Below are 20,019 nucleotides of genomic sequence, written 5' to 3'. Positions count from 1 at the left end.
CGGTCGCGCCCTACGGGGCGCGATCAGTACAGCAGCGAAATCTGTTTTTCCTTCGCCAGCGCCAGCAGCTCGTCGTCCGGGCAGACGTCGCTGGCAATCACGTCAAAACGCGATAAATCGCCCATCCTCGCCGGCCTGACCTTGCCGAATTTGCTGTGATCCGCCACCAGCACGTGGTAGCGCGCGCTGCTCATCGCCCAGTGCTTAACCGGCAGCTCCTCGAGGTTGTAGCAGGTCGCTCCCTGCTCGCAGTCAATTCCCGCGGCTGAATAGAAGGCGATGTCCGGGCACAGATGGCTCAGGGTATCCTGCAGGCTCAGCGGTTTAAAAATCGCGTTGCTGGCGTGAAACTCGCCGCCGCAGAGGATCGCCCGGCAGTGGGGCTTTTCCTGTAGCGCCAGAAAGGTATTCAGCGAATAGCAGACGCCGATAAACGGCAGGGCGTTATCAATCGCGTCGATGATCCACGGCGTGGTGGTCCCGCAGTCAAAAAAGGCCATCTGATGGGCTGCAAGCAGGCCGGCGGCGTGGCGGGCGGCGCGGCGTTTTTCATCCACCAGGCGAGTTTTCTGGTCGCTAAGCAGATAGTGCGTGGCGCTGCGCGGCTCGAGGACGATGTAGCCGCCGAGCAGAACAACGGGCCCATTATGACCGTTCAGGTCGCGACGGATGGTCATTTCAGACACGCCCAGCAGCGCGGCGGCTTCTTTTAAATGAAGCTTATCGCTGCGTTTGAGGGCCTGAATAAGCTGGCTGATGCGTTCATCACGACGTGTTTCCATAATCCCTCTAAGCTGAAATCGCCCCGCATTGGCAGGGCGTCACCAGGCAATGTTACCTGCCGGAAGGGGGTTAGTCACGCGTCTGCGATGCGCACCGGATGAGGGACCGCGCGGCGCGGGCTATTCGCGTACCCAGCCTTTGCGGATCGGCAGGGAGAAACAGAGGCGGTAGAGATGCTGCAGATATTGATAGAGCGCACGACCGCCGCTGTGCCACAGCAGACTGCGCGCTCAGGCAGCCGCACATGGCGGTCAGCAGGCCGCCGAGCATGTCCAGCGGCCAGTGAACGCCGAGATAGACCCGGGACCAGGCGATAGCCGCCGCCGCGGCCAGCAGCGCAACCCCGGAGCGCAGGCGATGCCAGAATAAGAAGGCCAGCGCGAAGGTAAAGCTGATGGTGCCGTGGTTGCTTGGGAACGAGTTGTTCGGCGAATGGTGCAGGAACTGATAGCCGACGTCGGCGGCAAAGGGGCGCTGATGCGGGAAGAGAAGGCCGAAGATCCACGACAGCGTCAGGCTTATTGCCAGGGCCAGCAGCAGCTTAAATACCAGTTGGCGCTGATTCGGCTGCCACAGCCACAGCGCGGCGGCCAGTAAAGGAACAAGCAAAATCAAATCTTTGGCGATCAGGGTGGCCAGCGCGATAGCCCACGACGGCGAGGCGGGCGTGGCGTTGATCGCGGCGAATAGCGCGTAGTTGATATTTTCCAGCATACTTTCAGGCTCTTGGGGTCCGTTAACACTAAGCCGCCCACCTTAAGAGACGGTGGCGATGAGATAAAGCAGTATTGTCTTAATTATCAGTTTGTTATGTTTTTTAGGGCTGGCATCTTCGCTAACGCGCCTGCAGGAATGAGTATAATGCCTGTAACCTAATTGAAATATAAACGAAATATAGACAGGGATAATAAAATTGCGCCGGGCGGGGAGGGCGGAAGAGAGGTTGTGCTATTTTTTTTATTGTCACTCACAATTCACTATCTCCCCGGCAAGACTTTCATTAAACTTTGCGCGGTTTTTTCTAAATAAGAGACTTCATGCAGAATTATTCGCTTTCAGGCAAACGCCTCGGACGGCAGGCGCTGCTTTTTCCGCTGTGCCTGGTTTTATACGAATTCTCCACCTATATCGCCAACGATATGATCCAGCCGGGCATGCTCGCGGTGGTCGCCGAGTTTCAGGTCGGTAATGAGTGGGTGCCAACCTCCATGACCGCCTACCTCGCGGGCGGGATGTTTTTACAGTGGCTGCTCGGCCCGCTGTCGGACCGCATTGGTCGCCGCCCGGTGATGCTGACCGGCGTCGTGTGGTTTATCGTCACCTGCCTGGCGACGCTGCTGGCGCAATCCATCGAACAGTTCACGCTGCTGCGCTTTTTGCAAGGCATCAGCCTGTGCTTTATCGGCGCGGTTGGCTACGCGGCGATTCAGGAGTCATTCGACGAGGCGATGTGTATCAAAATCACCGCCCTGATGGCTAACGTCGCGCTGATTGCGCCGCTGCTCGGGCCACTGGTCGGCGCCGCCTGGGTTCATATCATGCCGTGGGAGATGATGTTCGTGCTGTTTGCCGTGCTGGCGGCGGTCGCCTTCTTCGGCCTGCAGCGGGCGATGCCGGAGACCGCCACCCGCATGGGCGAGAAGCTGTCGATGAAAGAGCTGGGCCGTGACTATGGCCTGGTGCTGAAGAACCTGCGCTTTGTCGCCGGGGCGCTGGCTACCGGTTTTGTCAGCCTGCCGCTGCTGGCGTGGATTGCCCAGTCGCCGGTCATTATTATCAGCGGCGAGCAGGCGACCAGCTATGAGTACGGGCTGCTGCAGGTGCCGGTATTTGGCGCGCTGATTGCCGGTAATCTGGTGCTGGCGCGGCTGACCTCCCGACGCACGGTGCGCTCGCTGATTATTCTCGGCGGCTGGCCGATTATGTTTGGCCTGCTGCTCTCCGCGGTGGCGACGATGGTGTCGGCCCACGCCTATTTGTGGATGACCGCCGGGCTGAGCGTCTACGCCTTCGGCATTGGCCTGGCTAACGCCGGCCTGGTTCGCCTGACGCTATTTGCCAGCGACATGAGCAAAGGGACGGTGTCGGCGGCGATGGGGATGCTGCAAATGCTGATTTTCACCGTCGGGATTGAGGTCAGTAAACACGCCTATGAGCTGGGGGGCAGCGGGATATTCAGCCTGTTTAACCTGCTAAGCGGCGCGCTGTGGATGGCGATGATTATCTATTTTCTGCACGATAAAAGCGTCGGTAGCGGCCACGATGCGCAGTAAATGATGTTGATAATATCCCGGGCGCGGCGCCCGGGAAGCCGTCAGGCGAACGGCGCTTCGCGATTCAGCACCTTATCGATAATATGCAGCACCCCTTCCTCATTGTTATGCGGCGCGCTGTAGCCGGCGACGGCCTTTACCGGCGCGGCGGCGTTGGCCATGGCATAGCCGAAGCCGGCGTGTTGCAGCATTTCAATATCATTCCCGCTGTCGCCAAAAGCGACGACCTGATGATTTGCAATCCCCCAGCGCTCCTGCAGGATGCGCAGGCCGTTGGCCTTGTGCACGCCGGGCATAATCAGGTCGATGCTGCCGTAGCCGGTGGCGACGGCGTTGACCATCCCGCCCAGCGCTGCATGCAGCTTTGGCTGCATCTCGGGGATCAGATTGTCGGGCACGTTAAGGCCAAACTTCAGGATCGCGTCGTCGAGGTTATTGAAGTCATCCACCAGTTCAAGGCGGTGATAATACTTCGCCGCGACCGCTTTTAGCTCATCGTTGTATCGATTGAGCGTATAGGCGCTGCGCTTGCCGCAGGCGATAATTTCAATTTCCGGCAGCGTCTGCAGAAAGTCGATGACCGCGTGAAAGTGATCTTTCGGCATCCGGCAGTTAAATACGTCATCGCCGGCGTTGACCACCCAGCCGCCGTTTTCGGCGACGAAGGCAATCTCATTGGCCACTTCGGGGAAAAACGAAATCAGCTGGTAGTACTGGTTGCCGCTGGCGACGACAAAGCGGATATCCTGCTCGCGCATCCGCCGATACTGGCTGAGGAAACGCTGGCGATTATAGGTTTTGGCATCGCTTAAAAAGGTACCGTCCATATCTACCGCAATCAGTTTGATGCTCATTAGCTGTTCTCCATGACAGGTTCAGGCTGCGGCTTTGCCACCGCGCGGGCGACCAGCGCCGCCACTATGACCAGCCCCAGCACCGCCATCATGGCGCTGCGCAGGCCGAAATGTTCGCCGAGGAAGCCCAGCAGCGGCGGCCCGACGAGGAAGGCGAGGTAGCCGGTTATCGCCACTACGCTGACGCGCTTCGGCGCGTCCGGCCCGGTGTCGCTGGCGGCCGAAATGGTCAGCGGGAAACCGAGCGATGCGCCGAGTCCCCAGAGCAGCACGGAGATCCCGGCGACCCACGGATTATCAATAAAAATAATCAGACCAATGCCCAGCGCGCCCATTACCGCGCTGGCGCGTACCACCGTCACCCGGCTGTAGCGGTCAATGAACCAGCCGCCGGTAAAGCGGCCAACGGTCATGCCGAGGGTGAATCCGGCGTAAATTAGGGAGCCGGAGGTTGGGCTAAAGCCGTGGCCATCCACCATCAGCAGCGGCAGCCAGTCGTTGGCCGAGCCTTCGGCGAACGCCATGGCCAGCACTACGACGCCAATCAGCAGCAGACTGAACGTCGCGCCAGACCGGCAGGCCTTTTTCCCCCTGCTGAGCGGCATCGGCGGCATTTTTCCCGGTGCCATCAGGGATCGCGCGAATGGCGATCGCAATGGGCGCGATGGCCACCAGCGCGGCCAGCAGAATGTGCGGCGCCGCGGGCAGGCCAAAGCCGGTAACCGCCATGCCGATACCGGCGCCGATCAGGGTGCCGAAGCTGTAGAAGCCGTGCATCATCGGCAGCACGGTTTTATTCATTTCGCGTTCGACGGCGGCGCCTTCAACGTTAATCGCCACCTCTGCCGAACCGAAGCTGGCGCCGAAAATCGCCAGCCCGATAGCAAACAGGGGCGCTGAAGCGAGCCACAGCGCAATGCTCAGCACCGCCATGCCCGCCACCGCGCAGGACATGGTGGTGCGAATAACCTTGCGTGTGCCGAAGCGTTTAACCAGCCACGCCGAGCAGAGAATGCCGCTCATGGAGCCAATCGACAGGCCAAACAGGACGATGCCCATCTCCGCCGTCGATAGCGTCAGCAGATCGCGGATTGCCGGCGTGCGCGTGGCCCATGAGGCCATCAGTAATCCGGGGATAAAGAAGAACATAAATAGCGCCCATAGCCGAAGCTGGAGGGCTCTGCGGGAGTTTTGCGTTGTCATCCGTAAACGCCAGTGAAAGAGAAGATGCAGACAACACTAGCAAGTTTGTGTACATTTGTACATATACCGGATGGCCTTCAGGTTAGCGAATAATTGGCCGTCGTTATCCCCATCATGACCGTGATGGGGGCGCAATGGAAAGAGATGAATATGGCCCGTCGACCGAACGACCCCCAGCGTCGGGAGCGCATTTTGAACGCGACCCTGGATACGATTGCCGCCCACGGTATTCATGCGGTCACGCATCGCAAGATTGCCTGCTGCGCCGAAGTCCCGCTGGGTTCGCTGACCTACTATTTCAGCGGAATAGATGCGCTGATTGAGGAGGCGTTTTGTATTTTTACCGTCGAGATGTCCGCTCAGTATCAGCAGTTTTTTGCCGGAGTGAGCAATCGCGATGAGGCCTGCGACGCCATCGCCGATCTGATTTTTAGCGCCCAGGTGACCACCGCGCGCAACATGGAGCTCGATGTATCAGCTGTACGCTTTCTGCAGCAGCCGTCCGGCGCTCAAGGCGGTGATGCAGAGCTGGATGCGGCGCAGCCAGCAGACGCTGGAGCAGTGGTTCGAGCCGCAAACCGCCCGCGGGCTGGATGCGTTTATTGAAGGCATGACCCTGCATTTCGTGACCGACAGCGCGCCGCTGTCAAAAGAGGCTATTCGCCTGATGGTCGGCCGCCTGGCCGGGGAGGCATAGCGCACGCCGCCGTCGGCGCTGTAAAACGGGCGGCGGAGAGCGGAGTGATTCAGGATGGCGAATTTCAGGCAACAAAAAACCCATCAACCTTGAACCTAAGTGGCGGGGTTGATGGGCTCCACAAAATGGGGACATCAAAGAAAAGCAGTGGCACTACTTATGACTGATGCCCGTGAGAAAAGTTCTGCCAATGCGCATTTTTTTCGCAAAAATTTACTGAAGCCCCGGCCAGATGATGACAATCAGCGTCCCGGCGAGGGTCAGCAGCACGTTGGCTATCGCGTAGGTTCCCGCATATCCCAGCGCCGGAATGTTGCTGCGCGCGGTGTCGCTGATAATCTCCATCGCCGGCGCGCAGGTTCGTGCCCCCATCATCGCGCCAAATAGCATCGCGCGGTTCATGCGCAGGACGTAGGCGCCGAACAGGAAGCAGATCACTACCGGCATCAGGCTGACTACCAGGCCCGCCGCCAGCATCTGTCCGCCGACGGCGCCGAGGCCGTGGCCAATCCCGGCGCCGGCGCTCAGGCCGACCCCGGCCATAAAGACCATCAGGCCGAACTCTTTCACCATATTCAGCGCCCCCTGCGGGATATAGCCGAAAGTCGGGTGGTTGGCCCGCAGGAAGCCGAGCATAATTCCGGCAAACAGCAGCCCCGCGGCGTTGCCGATGCCGAAGCTGAACGAGCTGAACTGGAAGGTGATCATCCCGATCATCAGGCCGACGATGAAAAAGGCGCAGAAGGCGAGCAGGTCGGTGACCTGGCTGTGGATGGAGATAAAGCCGATGCGGTCCGCCACGGTTTTTACCCGGCGCGCGTCGCCGCTGACCTGCAGAACGTCGCCTTTGTTGAGCACCACGTTATCGTCGATGGGCATCTCAATCTGGCTGCGGATCACGCGGTTTAAGAAACAGCCGTGATCGGTCAGCTTCAGCTGGGCGAGACGGCGGCCCACCGCATTGTGGTTTTTGACCACAATCTCTTCGGTGACGATGCGCATATCCAGCAGGTCGCGGTCGAAGACCTCCTTGCCGTTACGAAAGCTTGGATCAAGGCGGGCGTGGGCATCCGGATAGCCGACCAGCGCGATATCATCCCCTTTTTGCAGCACCGCATCGCCGTCCGGGTTAGCCAGAATACCGTTACGCCGAATACGTTCGATATAGCAGCCGGTCTGTCGGTAGATCCCCAGCTCGCGCAGATTTTTACCGTCGGCCCAGGCTACCAGCTCCGGGCCAACGCGGTAGGCGCGGATCACCGGCAGATAGACCTTACGCTTAGAGTCGGTATCCAGCCCGCGCTCGCGGGCAATCTGCTGGGCGCTGGTTTGCAGATCCTGATGCTGCAGCTTAGGCATATAGCGCGCGCCGACGATCAGGCTGACCAGGCCGACCAGGTAGGTCAGGGCATAGCCGAGGCTCAGATGATCGAGCGAAAGCGCCAGCTGGTCGGCAGGCAGGCCAAAGTGGCGCAGCGTATCGCCCGCGCCGACCAGCACCGGCGTTGAGGTCATGGCGCCGGCGAGCATCCCGGCGGTCAGGCCGATATCCCAGCCGAAGAGTTTACCCAGCCCTAAGGCCAGCAGCATCGCGCTGCCAACCATCACCAGGGCGAGCATCAAATAGTTTTTCCCGTCGCGGAAAAAAATAGAAAAAAAGTTGGGCCCGGCTTCGACGCCGACGCAAAAAATAAACAACATAAAGCCCAGATTCAACGCATCAGTGTTAATACTGAAATGCTGCTGGCCTAATAATAAGGAAACGACTAAAACGCCAATGGAATTACCAAGTTGTACTGACCCGAGGCGCAGTTTCCCGAGACAGAGACCGAGTGCAAGGACAACGAATAATAACAGGATGTAATTCCCGTTTAACAAATCTGCGACGTTTATATTCACGAAAACCAACTTCTCATTTACTAGTAAGTTGTTGAAGGAAATGGTTATTTGGTCTAAGGTTGCTTCAGTGTTCGCGTTGTCCCGAACCCTATTCTGGCATCCCGTTATAACCGGCAAAAATATAGTCGACAGTTTAATCCTTCCTGGATGCTGCGGCTAGTCGCAATCGTATTTACGCCATCGGGAGCCTTTATTGGCATGGATTGCCGGAATGCTTTATCTGACTGGGCTAATTGGAAGTGGGTTAGAGGCAAAATCAGGAGGATGTGGTGAAAGCTGAGCGTGCCTGGGCGGGTGTCGTCTGCGGATTTTTTCTGTTTATCGTGGTCTGTTTATCGCTGTTGCTGCATATGAAAGGCGCCTTTCGGGCTGGCGGTAACCCCGAGCTCGGGCTGCTGCTTTTTTTGCTGCCCGGCGCGCTGGCGAGCGCGCTCTCTCCGGGACGACGCGTGCTGCTGCCGCTGCTCGGCGCGGTGCTGGCGGCGCCGGTTTGCCTGGCGATGATGCGGATTTTTTTCGTTACTCAGCGGGCGTTCTGGCAGGAGCTGGCGTGGCTGTTTAGCGCGGTATTCTGGTGCGCGCTCGGCGCCCTGTGCTTTATGTTTATCTGCGCCTGGTTCGATACCAGACGCAGCGGCTCATCGGAGCAATAAACCGGCTCAGGCAAACAGGCCGAGGTTCTCTTTGGCCCAGGCTTCAAAGTCGGTGCAGCCGCCGATATGCTTCTGATCGACGAAAATCTGCGGCACGGTCTCAACCGGTTTACCTACGGTCTTTTCCAGATCGCTTTTGCTGATGCCTTCAGCGTGAATATCAACGTAGCGGTAGTTAAAATCGTCGCGCTCGTTGGTCAGTTTTTCTGCCAGCTCTTTGGCTCGTACGCAATAGGGGCAACCTGGACGACCAAAAATTACGGTAAACATTAACTTCTCTCCTTAAATCTCAGCCGGATGGCGAATGAGCGCTATGATGCCGGGTTATGTCGGCGAGTAAAAGAAGGTTCTGCCTTTTGCTTTGATGGTTTAAGGCTATGTTTGATAAATGGGTTTGCTTTTGAACCGTTATACTGACCCTGTTGTGCGACGATTTTTTGCTGCGCCGCGCTAAGCCCACGGACTGGAGGAGAGTGATGCGATCGCCCGCGGCGTTACCCAAAAGCGTTCTGCTGATAGAGATCGTCGGCGTCGTGCTGCTGACGCTGGCCTGGCTCTCGCTCAATCAGTACCTGCAGCTGCCGGCGCCCTTTGCCAGCCCAACCGCGGCGCTGATAATGATTTTTGTCGGCGTGCTGCTGATGATCCCGGCCGCGATAGCGCTGGTGTGGCGGATGGCGAAGATCGTTGCGCCCCAGTTAACCGAAAGCAAAAAAACACCTTCTTCATTGTCTGACAGAGAAAAACGAGATGACGCCGACCATTGAGCTGCTGCGTAGCCACCGCTCCATTCGCCACTTTACCGACGAACCTATTAGCGACGAACAGCGCGCGGCGATTATCGCCAGCGCGCAGGGAGCCTCCAGCTCCAGCTTTTTACAGTGTACTTCGCTTATCCGTATTACCGACCCGCGCCTGCGCGAGCAACTGGCGGCGATGAGCGGCGGCCAGCAGCACGTCGTGCAGGCGGCGGAGTTTTGGCTATTCTGCGCCGACTTTAACCGTCTGCTGCAAATCTGCCCGGACGCTCAGCTGGGCCTCGCGGAGCAGCTCCTGCTCGGCGCCGTCGATACCGCGATGCTGGCGCAGAACGCGCTGGTGGCCGCGGAGTCGCTGGGTCTTGGCGGCGTCTATATCGGCGGCATTCGCAATAGCATTGAGGCGGTGACCGGGCTGCTGAATCTGCCGCAGCACGTCCTGCCGCTATTTGGGCTGTGCCTCGGCTGGCCGGCCGATGATCCGGGCGTCAAGCCGCGCATGCCGGCGGCGATGCTGGTCCATGAAAATGGCTATCAGCCGGTCGATGACGCCGTGTTGGCCCAGTATGATGAGCAGCTGGCGCAGTACTACCTGTCGCGCAGCAGCAACGCGCGCCGGGATACCTGGAGCGATCATATCCGCCGCACCATCATTAAAGAAAGCCGCCCGTTTATTCTCGACTATCTGCACAAGCAGGGGTGGGCAACGCGCTGATTGCGTGTAAACTGCACCCGGACTGGCATCCGGGCGTTGCGCCAGGCCAGCGCGAATGTTGAGACTTGTCAGCTATCAACGGCCCGTCTGAACGGGCCTTTTTGCCGAGGTGCAGGGTGAAAATTGCCATATTATCCCGGGATGGGACGCTCTATTCATGTCGTCGCCTGACGGAAGCCGCGCACAAATGCGGCCACCAGGTGGAGATCCTCGATCCGCTCTCCTGCTATATGAACGTCAGCCCGGTGGCCTCATCGATTCACTATAAAGGCCGCCAGCTGCCGCATTTCGATGCCGTGATCCCGCGCATCGGCTCGGCAATTACCTATTACGGCACCGCCGCGCTGCGCCAGTTCGAGCTGCTGGGCAGCTATCCGCTGAATGAATCCGTCGCCATTACCCGCGCGCGCGACAAGCTGCGTTCGCTGCAGCTGCTGGCGCGTCAGGGGATCGACCTGCCGCTGACCGGTATTGCCCACTCCCCGGACGATACCAGCGACCTGATCGCCATGGTCGGCGGCGCGCCGCTGGTGGTCAAGCTGGTCGAGGGTACGCAGGGAATCGGCGTGGTGCTGGCAGAGACCCGCCAGGCGGCGGAGAGCGTGATTGACGCCTTCCGCGTGCTGAACGCCCACATTCTGGTGCAGGAGTATATCGCCGAGGCGAAAGGGCGGGATATTCGCTGCCTGGTGGTGGGGGATGAGGTCGTGGCGGCGATTGAGCGACGGGCGAAAGAGGGCGATTTCCGCTCCAACCTGCACCGCGGCGGCGTGGCAACGGTGGCGACGATTAGCGAGCAGGAGAGGGCGATCGCCATTAAGGCGGCGAAAACGCTCGGTCTGGACGTTGCCGGGGTCGATATTCTGCGCGCCAACCGCGGGCCGCTGGTGATGGAGGTTAACGCCTCTCCGGGTCTTGAGGGGATTGAAACCACCAGCGGCGTTGATATCGCCGGGCATATGATTGCCTGGATTGAGCGCCAGGCGACGCCGGAATTTTGTCTGAAAATGGGCGGATAGCGCGCATTGATGACACTTTCATGGTATGCGCCGCGTTTTTTGCGTAAGCTATGACGTCGTTTTTCCACAGCAAGAGGTTACAGGTCATATGGATTCACTGGTCGTTCCGGGTCTTGATACGTTACGTCACTGGCTCGACGAATTAGGCATCAGCTTTTTTGAGTGTGATTCCTGCCAGGCATTGCACCTGCCGCATATGCAGAACTTCGACGGCATTTTTGACGCCAAGCTCGATCTGGTGGATAACGTGGTGCTCTTTTCCGCGCTGGCGGAGGTGAAGCCGTCCGCGCTGCTGGCGCTGGCTGCGGATCTCTCGGCGATTAACGCCAGTTCGCTGACCGCCAAAGCCTTCCTCGATGTCCAGGACGATAATCTGCCCAAGCTGGTAGTTTGTCAGGCGCTGCCGGTTGGCGTCGGTGTTACTATCGATCAGTTCGGCTGGTTCTTCCGCCTGGGCGAAGAGCAGATCTCAATGATTATCCTCGAAGCCGCGGCCAATCAGCTGCTGTATAAAGCCGATGAGGAAGAGGATCTCGCGGTGCAGGAGGTTCAGCACCACTTTCTTCACTAGCCCCGCCGATGAATAGCGCAGCCACTGCCAGAGCGGCTGCGTATTACACGCTTTTATTCTGCTTTTAGCCCGCCATTAAAGAATTTTTCACCGCCATTCTGCCGCTTTCGGCTTATCACGTAGACCCATATTGCATAAAAAATTGATAAAAGGCGTTATTTTACCTGGGCTATAGCCTCTTATTCTGGCTACAGTTATTCTGACGCTGCTTCCAGTTGCGGGCAACCATTCCGGGAGAGGTCCTCTCTCCTTTTCTTAGACAATGAAAAAATATGCATGATTTTTGCATGCGGATAATTGCGTATATTAAGTCCGTGGTTAACGGGCATGGAGAAGGAATAAGAGATATGACCGCCTTTGGTAAAAAATGGTTAACAGGTGTGATTACCGGCGCGCTGATGGCCGTCTCTGCCGGTTCGCTCGCCGCTGAACAGAAAACCCTGCACGTTTATAACTGGTCTGACTATATTGCCCCGGACACGGTGGCCGATTTTGAAAAAGAGACCGGCATTAAAGTGGTGTACGACGTTTTTGACTCCAACGAAGTGCTGGAAGGCAAACTGATGGCGGGCAGCACCGGTTTTGACCTGGTGGTACCGTCAGCCAGCTTCCTCGAACGCCAGCTGGCGGCGGGCGTGTTCCAGCCGCTGGATAAAAGCAAGCTGCCTAACTGGAAAAATCTCGACCCGGACGTCTTAAAGCTGGTGGCGAAGCACGACCCGGAAAACAAATATGCGATGCCGTATCTGTGGGCAACCACCGGGATTGGCTATAACGTCGATAAAGTGAAAGCCATCCTGGGTAAAGACGCGCCGCTGGATAGCTGGGATCTGGTGCTGAAGCCGGAAAACCTCGAAAAACTGAAAAGCTGCGGCGTCTCCTTCCTTGACGCACCGGAAGAGATTTTTGCCACCGTGCTCAACTACCTCGGTAAAGACCCGAACAGCACCAAGGCCAACGACTATAGCGGCCCGGCGACCGACCTGCTGCTCAAGCTGCGGCCGAACATCCGCTACTTCCACTCCTCGCAGTACATTAACGATCTGGCCAACGGCGATATCTGCGTCGCGATCGGCTGGGCGGGCGACGTATGGCAGGCCGCCAACCGCGCCAAAGAGGCGAAAAATGGCGTGAACGTCTCCTACTTTATTCCGAAAGAGGGGGCGATGGCGTTCTTTGACGTCTTCGCGATGCCGGCGGATGCGAAGAATAAAGATGAGGCCTATCAGTTCCTCAACTATCTGATGCGCCCTGAAGTTATCGCTAAGATCAGCGATCAGGTGTACTACGCCAACGGCAACAAGGCCTCAACGCCGCTGGTCAGCGAGGCCATCCGCAGCAATCCGGCGATTTATCCGCCGGCCGACGTGTTCGCCAAGCTGTTCACCCTGAAGGTTCAGGATCCGAAAATCGACCGCGTGCGCACCCGCGCGTGGACGAAGGTAAAAAGCGGGAAATAAAACCTGATGGCCCGGTTCGCCGGGCCTGAACAGGTGACGAGTAGCCGGAGTATTGCAGTATGTCCGGCTAAAAAAAATGCACCAGGATGGTGCAACTGCACGATAAAGAAAGAATGATGTATGGCAACCGGGCCATACGGTGGTGAGTTTTTGCCGGAGAGCGCTTAAGTGAATGACCTAATTTCCCGCCCACAAATGAAAGCCCCCAAAGCGCTTACCCCGCTGCTGGAAATCCGTAACCTGACCAAATCGTTCGATGGCCAGCACGCCGTCGATGACGTCAATCTCACTATTTATAAAGGCGAAATCTTCGCCCTGCTGGGCGCATCCGGCTGTGGGAAATCAACGCTGCTGCGCATGCTGGCGGGCTTTGAGCAGCCGACCGCCGGGCAGATTGTGCTGGATGGCGTCGACCTGTCGCGCGTCCCGCCGTACCAGCGGCCGATCAACATGATGTTTCAGTCCTACGCCCTGTTCCCCCATATGACGGTGGAGCAGAACATCGCCTTTGGCCTGAAGCAGGACAAGCTGCCGAAGGCCGAAATCACCAGCCGGGTGCAGGAGATGCTGGCGCTGGTGCATATGCAGGAGTTTGCGAAGCGCAAGCCGCACCAGCTGTCCGGCGGCCAGCGTCAGCGCGTGGCCCTGGCCCGCAGCCTGGCAAAAAGGCCGAAGCTGCTGCTGCTCGACGAACCGATGGGCGCGCTGGATAAAAAGCTGCGCGACCGGATGCAGCTGGAGGTGGTGGACATCCTCGAACGCGTGGGGGCGACCTGCGTGATGGTGACCCACGATCAGGAAGAGGCGATGACTATGGCCGGGCGTATTGCGATCATGAATCGCGGTAAGTTTGTGCAGATCGGCGAACCTGAGGAGATCTACGAGCACCCGACCACCCGCTACAGCGCGGAGTTTATCGGCTCGGTCAACGTCTTCGAAGGGCTGGTGCAGGAGCGGCTGGAAGATGGCCTGGTGCTGAAGTCGCCGGGGCTGGTGCATCCGCTCAAGGTCGACCCTGATGCTTCCGTCGTCGATAACGTGCCGGTGTGGGTCGCCCTGCGTCCGGAGAAAATCATGCTCTGCGACGAGCCGCCGGCGGATGGTTATAACTTTGCCGTCGGAGAAGTGATCCACATTGCCTACCTCGGCGATCTGTCTATCTACCACGTGCGTCTGCAAAGCGGGCAGATGCTCAGCGCCCAGCTGCAGAATGAACATCGTCATCGCAAAGGCGCGCCAACCTGGGGCGATGAGGTCCGTTTATGCTGGGACGCGGACAGCTGCGTCGTTCTGACGGTGTAAGGAGAGGGCGATGAGTACATTAGAACCACCGGCAGGGGCGAAAAAACCGGACGCCGTGACGCCGTGGCTGACGCGCCTGCAAATGGCCCACGGCCGCAAGCTGGTGATTGCGTTGCCGTATCTGTGGATGACGCTGCTGTTTCTGCTGCCGTTCCTGATCGTCTTTAAAATCAGCCTCGCAGAGATGGCGCGGGCTATTCCGCCCTATACCGACCTGCTGGAGTGGGCCGACGGTCAGTTGACGGTCACCCTTAATCTGGCGAACTTCCTGCAGCTAACCGACGATCCGCTCTACTTTGAGGCCTATCTGCAGTCGCTACAGGTGGCCGGGATCTCAACGTTCTGCTGCCTGCTGCTGGGCTATCCGCTGGCGTGGGCGGTGGCGCACAGCAGGCCGTCAACGCGCAATATCCTGCTGCTGCTGGTGATCCTGCCGTCGTGGACCTCGTTCTTAATCCGCGTGTATGCGTGGATGGGGCTGTTGAAAAGCAACGGCGTGCTGAATAACTTTCTGCTGTGGCTGGGGGTCATCGACCAGCCGCTGGAGATACTGCACACCAACCTGGCGGTCTATATCGGCATTGTTTACGCCTACCTGCCGTTTATGGTGCTGCCCATTTATACCGCGCTGACGCGGATCGACTACTCGCTGGTGGAAGCGTCGCTGGATCTGGGCGCCCGTCCGCTGAAAACCTTCTTCCAGGTGATCGTGCCGTTGACCAAAGGCGGGATTATCGCCGGTTCGATGCTGGTGTTTATTCCGGCCGTGGGCGAGTTTGTTATCCCGGAGCTGCTCGGCGGCCCGGACAGCATCATGATCGGCCGGGTGCTGTGGCAGGAGTTCTTTAACAACCGCGACTGGCCGGTGGCGTCGGCGGTGGCCATTGTGATGCTGCTGCTGCTAATCGTGCCGATTATGTGGTTCCACAAGCATCAGCAAAAACAGATAGGGGAACACGGATGAGTGATTTGCCGGTAGTACGTTCGCCGTGGCGAATTTTGATCCTCGTGATTGGGTTTACCTTCCTGTATGCGCCGATGCTGATGCTGGTGATCTACTCGTTCAACAGCTCGAAGCTGGTGACCGTGTGGGCCGGTTGGTCAACGCGCTGGTATGGCGTGCTGTTCCACGACGATGCGATGATGAGCGCCGTGGGCCTGAGCCTGACTATCGCCACCTGCGCGGCAACGGCGGCGGCGGTCCTCGGCACGATCGCCGCGGTGGTGCTGGTGCGCTTTGGCCGCTTTCGCGGGTCGAGCGGCTTTGCGTTTATGATCACCGCGCCGCTGGTGATGCCGGATGTCATCACCGGGCTGTCGCTGCTGCTGCTCTTCGTGGCGCTGGGACACGCGATTGGCTGGCCGTCGGATCGCGGGATGCTGACCATCTGGCTGGCGCACGTGACCTTCTGTACCGCCTACGTCGCGGTGGTGATCTCGTCGCGGCTGCGCGAGCTGGATCACTCCATCGAGGAGGCGGCGATGGATCTGGGCGCCGCGCCGCTGAAGGTGTTTTTCATCATCACGCTGCCGATGATCATGCCGGCGGTGATTTCCGGCTGGCTGCTGGCCTTCACCCTGTCGCTGGACGATCTGGTAATTGCCAGCTTTGTTTCCGGCCCTGGCGCCACCACGCTGCCGATGCTGGTGTTCTCCAGCGTGCGCATGGGCGTCAATCCGGAAATTAACGCCCTGGCGACGCTTATCCTCGGCGTGGTCGGGATTGTTGGTTTTATCGCCTGGTATTTGATGGCCCGCGCAGAAAAGCAGCGAGTACGCGATATCCAGCGTGCAAGACGCGGCTGAAGCCCCTAAAATCGATAGCAAGACCTGGTGCCGGCGTCGCGATTGCGCGACGCCGTTTTCATGGAAGACTTAACCGTTGGGATTGTTTACAAAAACTCGCTCCTCTCATGCTCGCCTGAACGTCCCTGCGCTGGTGCAGGTGGCGGCGTTCGCCATTATTTTAATCCGCGCCCTCGACCTGCTGATGATCCTCAATCAGCTTGGCGTGCGGGGGATCGGTGAGTTTATCCATCGTAGCGTGCAGACGTGGCCCCTGACGCTGGTCTTCTGCGCCAGCCTGCTGCTGGTGTTTATTGAAATCTGGTGCGCGTTCTCCCTGGTCAAAGGGCTGAACCGGGCGCGCTGGATCTATCTACTGGCGCAAATTATCGTCAGCGCCTATCTGTGGGCCGCCTCGCTGGGCTACGGCTACCCGGAACTGTTTAGCATTGCCGGCGAATCGAAGCGGGAAATTTTCCGTTCGCTGGTGCTGCAGAAGCTGCCCGATCTGCTGGTGCTGCTGCTGCTGTTTGTCCCGGCATCGTGCCGACGCTTTTTCCGACTGCAATAACGGTGATACAATCCCCGCCCCTGATTTTTGGAAGGTCTTTTTATGCACTGCGCACTCTATGACGCGGGCCGCTGTCGCTCCTGTCAGTGGCTGGAACTGCCGTTGGAACAACAGACTCGCCGATAAAATGGCCGATCTGCGATCGCTGCTGGCAGAACGCCCGGTGACGACGTGGTGCGAACCGGTCTCCGGCCCGGAAACCGGCTTTCGCAATAAGGCCAAGATGGTGGTTAGCGGCAGCGTTGAGCGCCCGCTGCTCGGCATGCTGCACCGCGATGGCAACCCTGAAGACCTCACCGATTGTCCGCTCTACCCGGCAAGTTTTGCGCCGGTCTTCGCGCTGCTGAAACCGTTTATCGCCCGCGCCGGCCTCACCCCTTATCAGGTGGCCCGCCGGCGCGGGGAGCTGAAGTATCTGCTGCTCACCGAAAGCCGGCTCGACGGCGGCATGATGCTGCGTTTCGTGCTGCGCTCCGAGACGAAGCTCGCCCAGCTGCGCGCCGCGCTGCCGTGGCTGCAGGCGCAGCTGCCGCAGCTGAAGGTGATTACCGCCAATATTCAGCCGGTGCATATGGCGATTATGGAAGGGGAGCAGGAGATTTTCCTCACCCCGCAGCAGGCGCTGGCGGAGCGCTTTAACGACGTACCGCTGTGGATCCGCCCGCAAAGCTTCTTTCAAACCAACCCCGCGGTCGCCAGCCGGCTGTACGCCATCGCCCGGGAGTGGGTGCGCCAGCTGCCGGTGGATCACATGTGGGATCTGTTCTGCGGCGTCGGCGGTTTCGGCCTGCACTGCGCCACCCCGCAGATGCGGCTGACCGGCATCGAGATTGCGCCGGAGGCCATCGCCTGCGCGCGGCAGTCCGCCGCCGAGCTGGGACTCAGCAACCTCCGCTTCCAGGCGCTGGACTCCACCCGCTTTGCCACCGGCGAGGGCGAAGTTCCGCAGCTGGTGCTGGTGAACCCGCCGCGCCGCGGAATTGGCAGCGAGCTGTGCGACTACTTAAGCCGCATGGCTCCGCCCTATATTATCTACTCCAGCTGCAACGCCCGCACGATGGCCAATGATATCGCCCGGCTGGCGGGCTATCGCGCCGAGCGGGTGCAGCTGTTCGATATGTTCCCCCATACCGCGCACTATGAAGTGCTGACGCTGCTGGTCCGCGAAGTTTAAACAAAATGTGAACTCTTCTGCCGGCCAAAATCGGGTAAGCTTTGCAATAAGAGCATGATATTAGCGGAGCGGCACCGGTGGCGAAGAAAATCCTGTTAGTTGAAGATGACGATGATATTGCTGCCCTGCTGCGCCTGAATTTGCAGGACGAGGGGTATCAGATTGTCCACGTGGCGGACGGCGCGCAGGCCCTGGCGCTGCTGGAAAAAAGCCCCTGGGATGCGGTGATCCTCGACCTGATGCTGCCGAACGTTGACGGGCTGGAGATCTGCCGGCGCATCCGTCAGATGACCCGCTATCTGCCGGTGATCATCATCAGCGCCCGATCCAGCGAAATCCAGCGCGTGCAGGGGCTGGAGATGGGGGCGGATGATTATCTGGCCAAGCCTTTCTCCGTTCTGGAGCTTATTGCCCGCGTCAAAGCGGTGTTCCGCCGCCAGGAGGCGATGGGGCTCAATCTGCTGAACGATGCCGGGCGCATCGCCTGCCACGGCCTCAATATCGACCCGCTGTCGCGCGAGGTCAGGCTACGCGGCGAACCGGTCGATTTGACCCCGCGCGAGTTCGATCTGCTGTACTACTTCGCCCGTCATCCGGGAGAGGTCTTTTCCCGTCTGGCCCTGCTCGACAGCGTCTGGGGCTATCAGCACGAAGGCTATGAGCATACGGTCAATACCCATATCAACCGCCTGCGCAGCAAAATCGAGCGCGAGCCGACGGAGCCTGAAATTATCCTCACCGTGTGGGGGAAGGGCTATAAGTTTGCCGTGGAGCGTAAAGAGGTGGGGCAATGATGCGTCGTCTCAGCCTGAGCCAGCGCCTGGCGCTGGTCTTCACCTCGCTGCTGCTGCTCTGCGCGGCGGCGGTGTGTCTCGTTCAGCTCTATACCAGCGCCCAGTACGGTAACGCGATGGTGCAGCGCCTTTCCGCCGGGCTGGCGCAGCAGATTGTCGCCCGCGAGCCGCTGCTGGATGCGCAGGGGCAGGTCGATCGCCGGGCGCTGAAGCCGCTGTTCGATCGGCTTATGGTTTTTAACCCCAGCGTTGAGCTCTATCTGGTCTCCCCCGACGGCGAGCTGTTAGCCGATGCCGCGCCGCCGGGCCATATCAAACGCCAGCGCATTGATCTGGCGCCGGTGCAGGCGTTCCTCTCCGGCGCCGCGTGGCCGATCTACGGCGACGATCCCCGCAGCCTCGGACAGCAGAAAGTCTTTAGCGCCGCGCCGTTGCGCCTTGAGGGCCAGCTGCGCGGCTATCTCTACATTGTTCTGCAGGGGGAAACCTTTAACGAGTCTGGCGGCAACCGCCTGGCAGAAGACGCTGTGGAGCCTGCTGCTGTGGACGCTGCTACTGGTGGCCCTGTTTGGTCTGCTGGCGGGAGGGCTGGCGTGGTTCTGGGTCACGCGGCCGGTGCGTCAGTCTGACTGCCCAGGTGGCGATCTCCGGCCCGGACAGCATGGTGGCGATCAAAGCCCTGGCGGCGCAGGCGCCCGACCCGCATCCCGGGAATGAGGTGGCGATTCTGCATAATCGCTTTATTGAGCTGTCCCGGCAGATTGCCGAACAGTGGGATCGGCTGGCCGATAGCGACCGCCAGCGGCGCGAGTTTATCGCTAATATCTCCCACGATCTGCGCACGCCGCTGACCTCGCTGCTTGGCTATCTGGAGACGCTGACGCTGAAGGCCGACCGGCTCAACGCCGAGGATCGCCAGCAGTATCTGAATATCGCGCTGCGCCAGGGCAATAAGGTTCGCCATTTGTCGCAGCAGCTGTTTGAGCTGGCCCGGCTGGAACACGGCGGCATCAAGCCGCAGCCGGAAAAATTTATCTTCGCCGAGCTGGTTCAGGACGTCGCGCAGAAGTTCGATTTGACCATTGCCACCCGCGGCATCGGTTTACAGCTTTCGCTGGCCGAGGGATTGCCGCCGGTGGTGGCCGATCTCTCGATGATGGAGCGGGTGCTGACGAATTTACTCGATAACGCCATTCGCCACACGCCGGAAGGAGGGCTGATTCGCCTGACGGCGCGCCAGCAGGCGTCGCAGATCGTCGTTGAGGTGGCGGACAGCGGCCCCGGCGTCGCCAGCGAGCTGCGGGCAACTCTCTTTGAACGTCCTTCGGTGCTTGAGCCTGGCCAGCGCCGGGAGTCTACGGGGGGATTAGGGCTGATGATCGTGCGCCGCATGCTGCAGGCTGCACGGGGGCGATATTCGTCTGCAGGAGGCCGCGACAGGGGCCAGCTTCCGCTTTACCCTGCCGCTGTAAGGTTCTCCCGGCTGTCCGCTTCGGCGTTCACGCCCG

Annotated in this window: 15 protein-coding genes and 6 pseudogenes; 15 read left to right on the top strand and 6 right to left on the bottom strand. The window is 59.4% G+C overall.

Annotated features, from left to right (window positions below; all coding sequences use genetic code 11):
• Window positions 1-23: 23 nt before the first annotated feature.
• Window positions 24-782, bottom strand: coding sequence for a DNA-binding transcriptional repressor DeoR (gene deoR, locus ABOC21_RS16585; protein WP_426815333.1), 759 nt, complete (start codon window positions 780-782; stop codon window positions 24-26).
• 120 nt (window positions 783-902) lie between these two features.
• Window positions 903-1,497, bottom strand: a pseudogene (ybjG, locus tag ABOC21_RS16580) (undecaprenyl-diphosphate phosphatase).
• A gap of 323 nt (window positions 1,498-1,820) precedes the next feature.
• Between ybjG and ABOC21_RS16575 the strand changes: the two are divergent.
• Complete coding sequence (locus ABOC21_RS16575) at window positions 1,821-3,056, top strand: MFS transporter (RefSeq protein ID WP_426815332.1); 1,236 nt, start codon at window positions 1,821-1,823, stop codon at window positions 3,054-3,056.
• Window positions 3,057-3,097: 41 nt separating this feature from the next.
• On the opposite strand, the gene ABOC21_RS16570 is transcribed toward ABOC21_RS16575, so the two are convergent.
• Both ABOC21_RS16570 and ABOC21_RS16565 read right to left on the bottom strand, forming a co-directional pair.
• Window positions 3,098-3,910, bottom strand: coding sequence for a Cof-type HAD-IIB family hydrolase (locus ABOC21_RS16570; protein WP_426815331.1), 813 nt, complete (start codon window positions 3,908-3,910; stop codon window positions 3,098-3,100).
• A pseudogene (locus ABOC21_RS16565) lies at window positions 3,910-5,113 on the bottom strand (MFS transporter). The gene ABOC21_RS16570 and the pseudogene ABOC21_RS16565 overlap by 1 nt, the downstream one beginning before the upstream one ends.
• 150 nt (window positions 5,114-5,263) lie before the next feature.
• Between ABOC21_RS16565 and ABOC21_RS16560 the strand changes: the two are divergent.
• A pseudogene (locus tag ABOC21_RS16560) lies at window positions 5,264-5,810 on the top strand (TetR/AcrR family transcriptional regulator).
• A 213-nt stretch (window positions 5,811-6,023) separates the two neighbouring features.
• On the opposite strand, the gene ABOC21_RS16555 reads toward ABOC21_RS16560, so the two are convergent.
• Window positions 6,024-7,709, bottom strand: a complete 1,686-nt coding sequence (locus ABOC21_RS16555) for an aspartate:alanine antiporter (protein WP_426815330.1) — start codon at window positions 7,707-7,709, stop codon at window positions 6,024-6,026.
• A gap of 269 nt (window positions 7,710-7,978) precedes the next feature.
• Between ABOC21_RS16555 and ybjM the strand changes: the two genes are divergently transcribed.
• Window positions 7,979-8,362, top strand: coding sequence for an inner membrane protein YbjM (gene ybjM, locus ABOC21_RS16550; protein WP_426815329.1), 384 nt, complete (start codon window positions 7,979-7,981; stop codon window positions 8,360-8,362).
• A 6-nt stretch (window positions 8,363-8,368) separates the two neighbouring features.
• Here the strand turns inward: ybjM and ABOC21_RS16545 are convergent, their stop codons facing one another.
• Window positions 8,369-8,632 carry a GrxA family glutaredoxin gene (locus ABOC21_RS16545; RefSeq protein WP_004859945.1) on the bottom strand — a complete coding sequence of 88 codons (264 nt, stop codon included), beginning with the start codon at window positions 8,630-8,632 and terminating at the stop codon, window positions 8,369-8,371.
• Window positions 8,633-8,838: 206 nt separating this feature from the next.
• Between ABOC21_RS16545 and ABOC21_RS16540 the strand changes: the two genes are divergently transcribed.
• The 12 genes and pseudogenes from ABOC21_RS16540 to ABOC21_RS16485 all read left to right on the top strand — a co-directional run bounded on the left by ABOC21_RS16540 (window position 8,839) and on the right by ABOC21_RS16485 (window position 19,983).
• Entirely contained in the window at window positions 8,839-9,129 is a 291-nt protein-coding gene (locus ABOC21_RS16540; RefSeq protein WP_426815328.1) for a YbjC family protein, read from the top strand.
• Window positions 9,113-9,835, top strand: coding sequence for a nitroreductase NfsA (nfsA, locus tag ABOC21_RS16535; protein WP_426815327.1), 723 nt, complete (start codon window positions 9,113-9,115; stop codon window positions 9,833-9,835). The genes ABOC21_RS16540 and nfsA overlap by 17 nt, the downstream gene beginning before the upstream one ends.
• Before the next feature lie 116 nt (window positions 9,836-9,951).
• Complete coding sequence (gene rimK, locus ABOC21_RS16530; protein WP_426815326.1) at window positions 9,952-10,854, top strand: 30S ribosomal protein S6--L-glutamate ligase; 903 nt, start codon at window positions 9,952-9,954, stop codon at window positions 10,852-10,854.
• A gap of 88 nt (window positions 10,855-10,942) precedes the next feature.
• Complete coding sequence (locus ABOC21_RS16525; RefSeq protein ID WP_426815325.1) at window positions 10,943-11,425, top strand: YbjN domain-containing protein; 483 nt, start codon at window positions 10,943-10,945, stop codon at window positions 11,423-11,425.
• Window positions 11,426-11,772: 347 nt separating this feature from the next.
• A complete protein-coding gene (potF, locus tag ABOC21_RS16520) occupies window positions 11,773-12,885 on the top strand; it encodes a spermidine/putrescine ABC transporter substrate-binding protein PotF (protein ID WP_426815324.1) in 1,113 nt (370 codons plus the stop codon).
• Window positions 12,886-13,053: 168 nt separating this feature from the next.
• Entirely contained in the window at window positions 13,054-14,187 is a 1,134-nt protein-coding gene (gene potG / locus ABOC21_RS16515) for a putrescine ABC transporter ATP-binding subunit PotG (protein ID WP_426815323.1), read from the top strand.
• Between the two features lie 10 nt (window positions 14,188-14,197).
• Complete coding sequence (gene potH / locus ABOC21_RS16510) at window positions 14,198-15,151, top strand: putrescine ABC transporter permease PotH (protein WP_426815322.1); 954 nt, start codon at window positions 14,198-14,200, stop codon at window positions 15,149-15,151.
• Window positions 15,148-15,993: a putrescine ABC transporter permease PotI gene (gene potI / locus ABOC21_RS16505; protein WP_426815321.1), complete on the top strand. Its 846-nt coding sequence runs from the start codon at window positions 15,148-15,150 to the stop codon at window positions 15,991-15,993. The genes potH and potI overlap by 4 nt, the downstream gene beginning before the upstream one ends.
• A gap of 60 nt (window positions 15,994-16,053) precedes the next feature.
• Window positions 16,054-16,543, top strand: a pseudogene (locus ABOC21_RS16500) (YbjO family protein).
• A 42-nt stretch (window positions 16,544-16,585) separates the two neighbouring features.
• Window positions 16,586-17,717: pseudogene (rlmC, locus tag ABOC21_RS16495) on the top strand (23S rRNA (uracil(747)-C(5))-methyltransferase RlmC).
• 77 nt (window positions 17,718-17,794) lie between these two features.
• A complete protein-coding gene (locus ABOC21_RS16490; protein ID WP_426815320.1) occupies window positions 17,795-18,511 on the top strand; it encodes a response regulator transcription factor in 717 nt (238 codons plus the stop codon).
• Window positions 18,508-19,983 (top strand): annotated as a pseudogene (locus tag ABOC21_RS16485) (sensor histidine kinase). The gene ABOC21_RS16490 and the pseudogene ABOC21_RS16485 overlap by 4 nt, the downstream one beginning before the upstream one ends.
• The last annotated feature ends 36 nt before the right edge of the window (window positions 19,984-20,019 follow it).

The organism is Klebsiella sp. WOUb02, assembly GCF_050058015.1.
Taxonomy (GTDB): Bacteria; Pseudomonadota; Gammaproteobacteria; order Enterobacterales; family Enterobacteriaceae; genus Klebsiella.
This window is presented reverse-complemented; position numbering and strand designations above follow the sequence as displayed.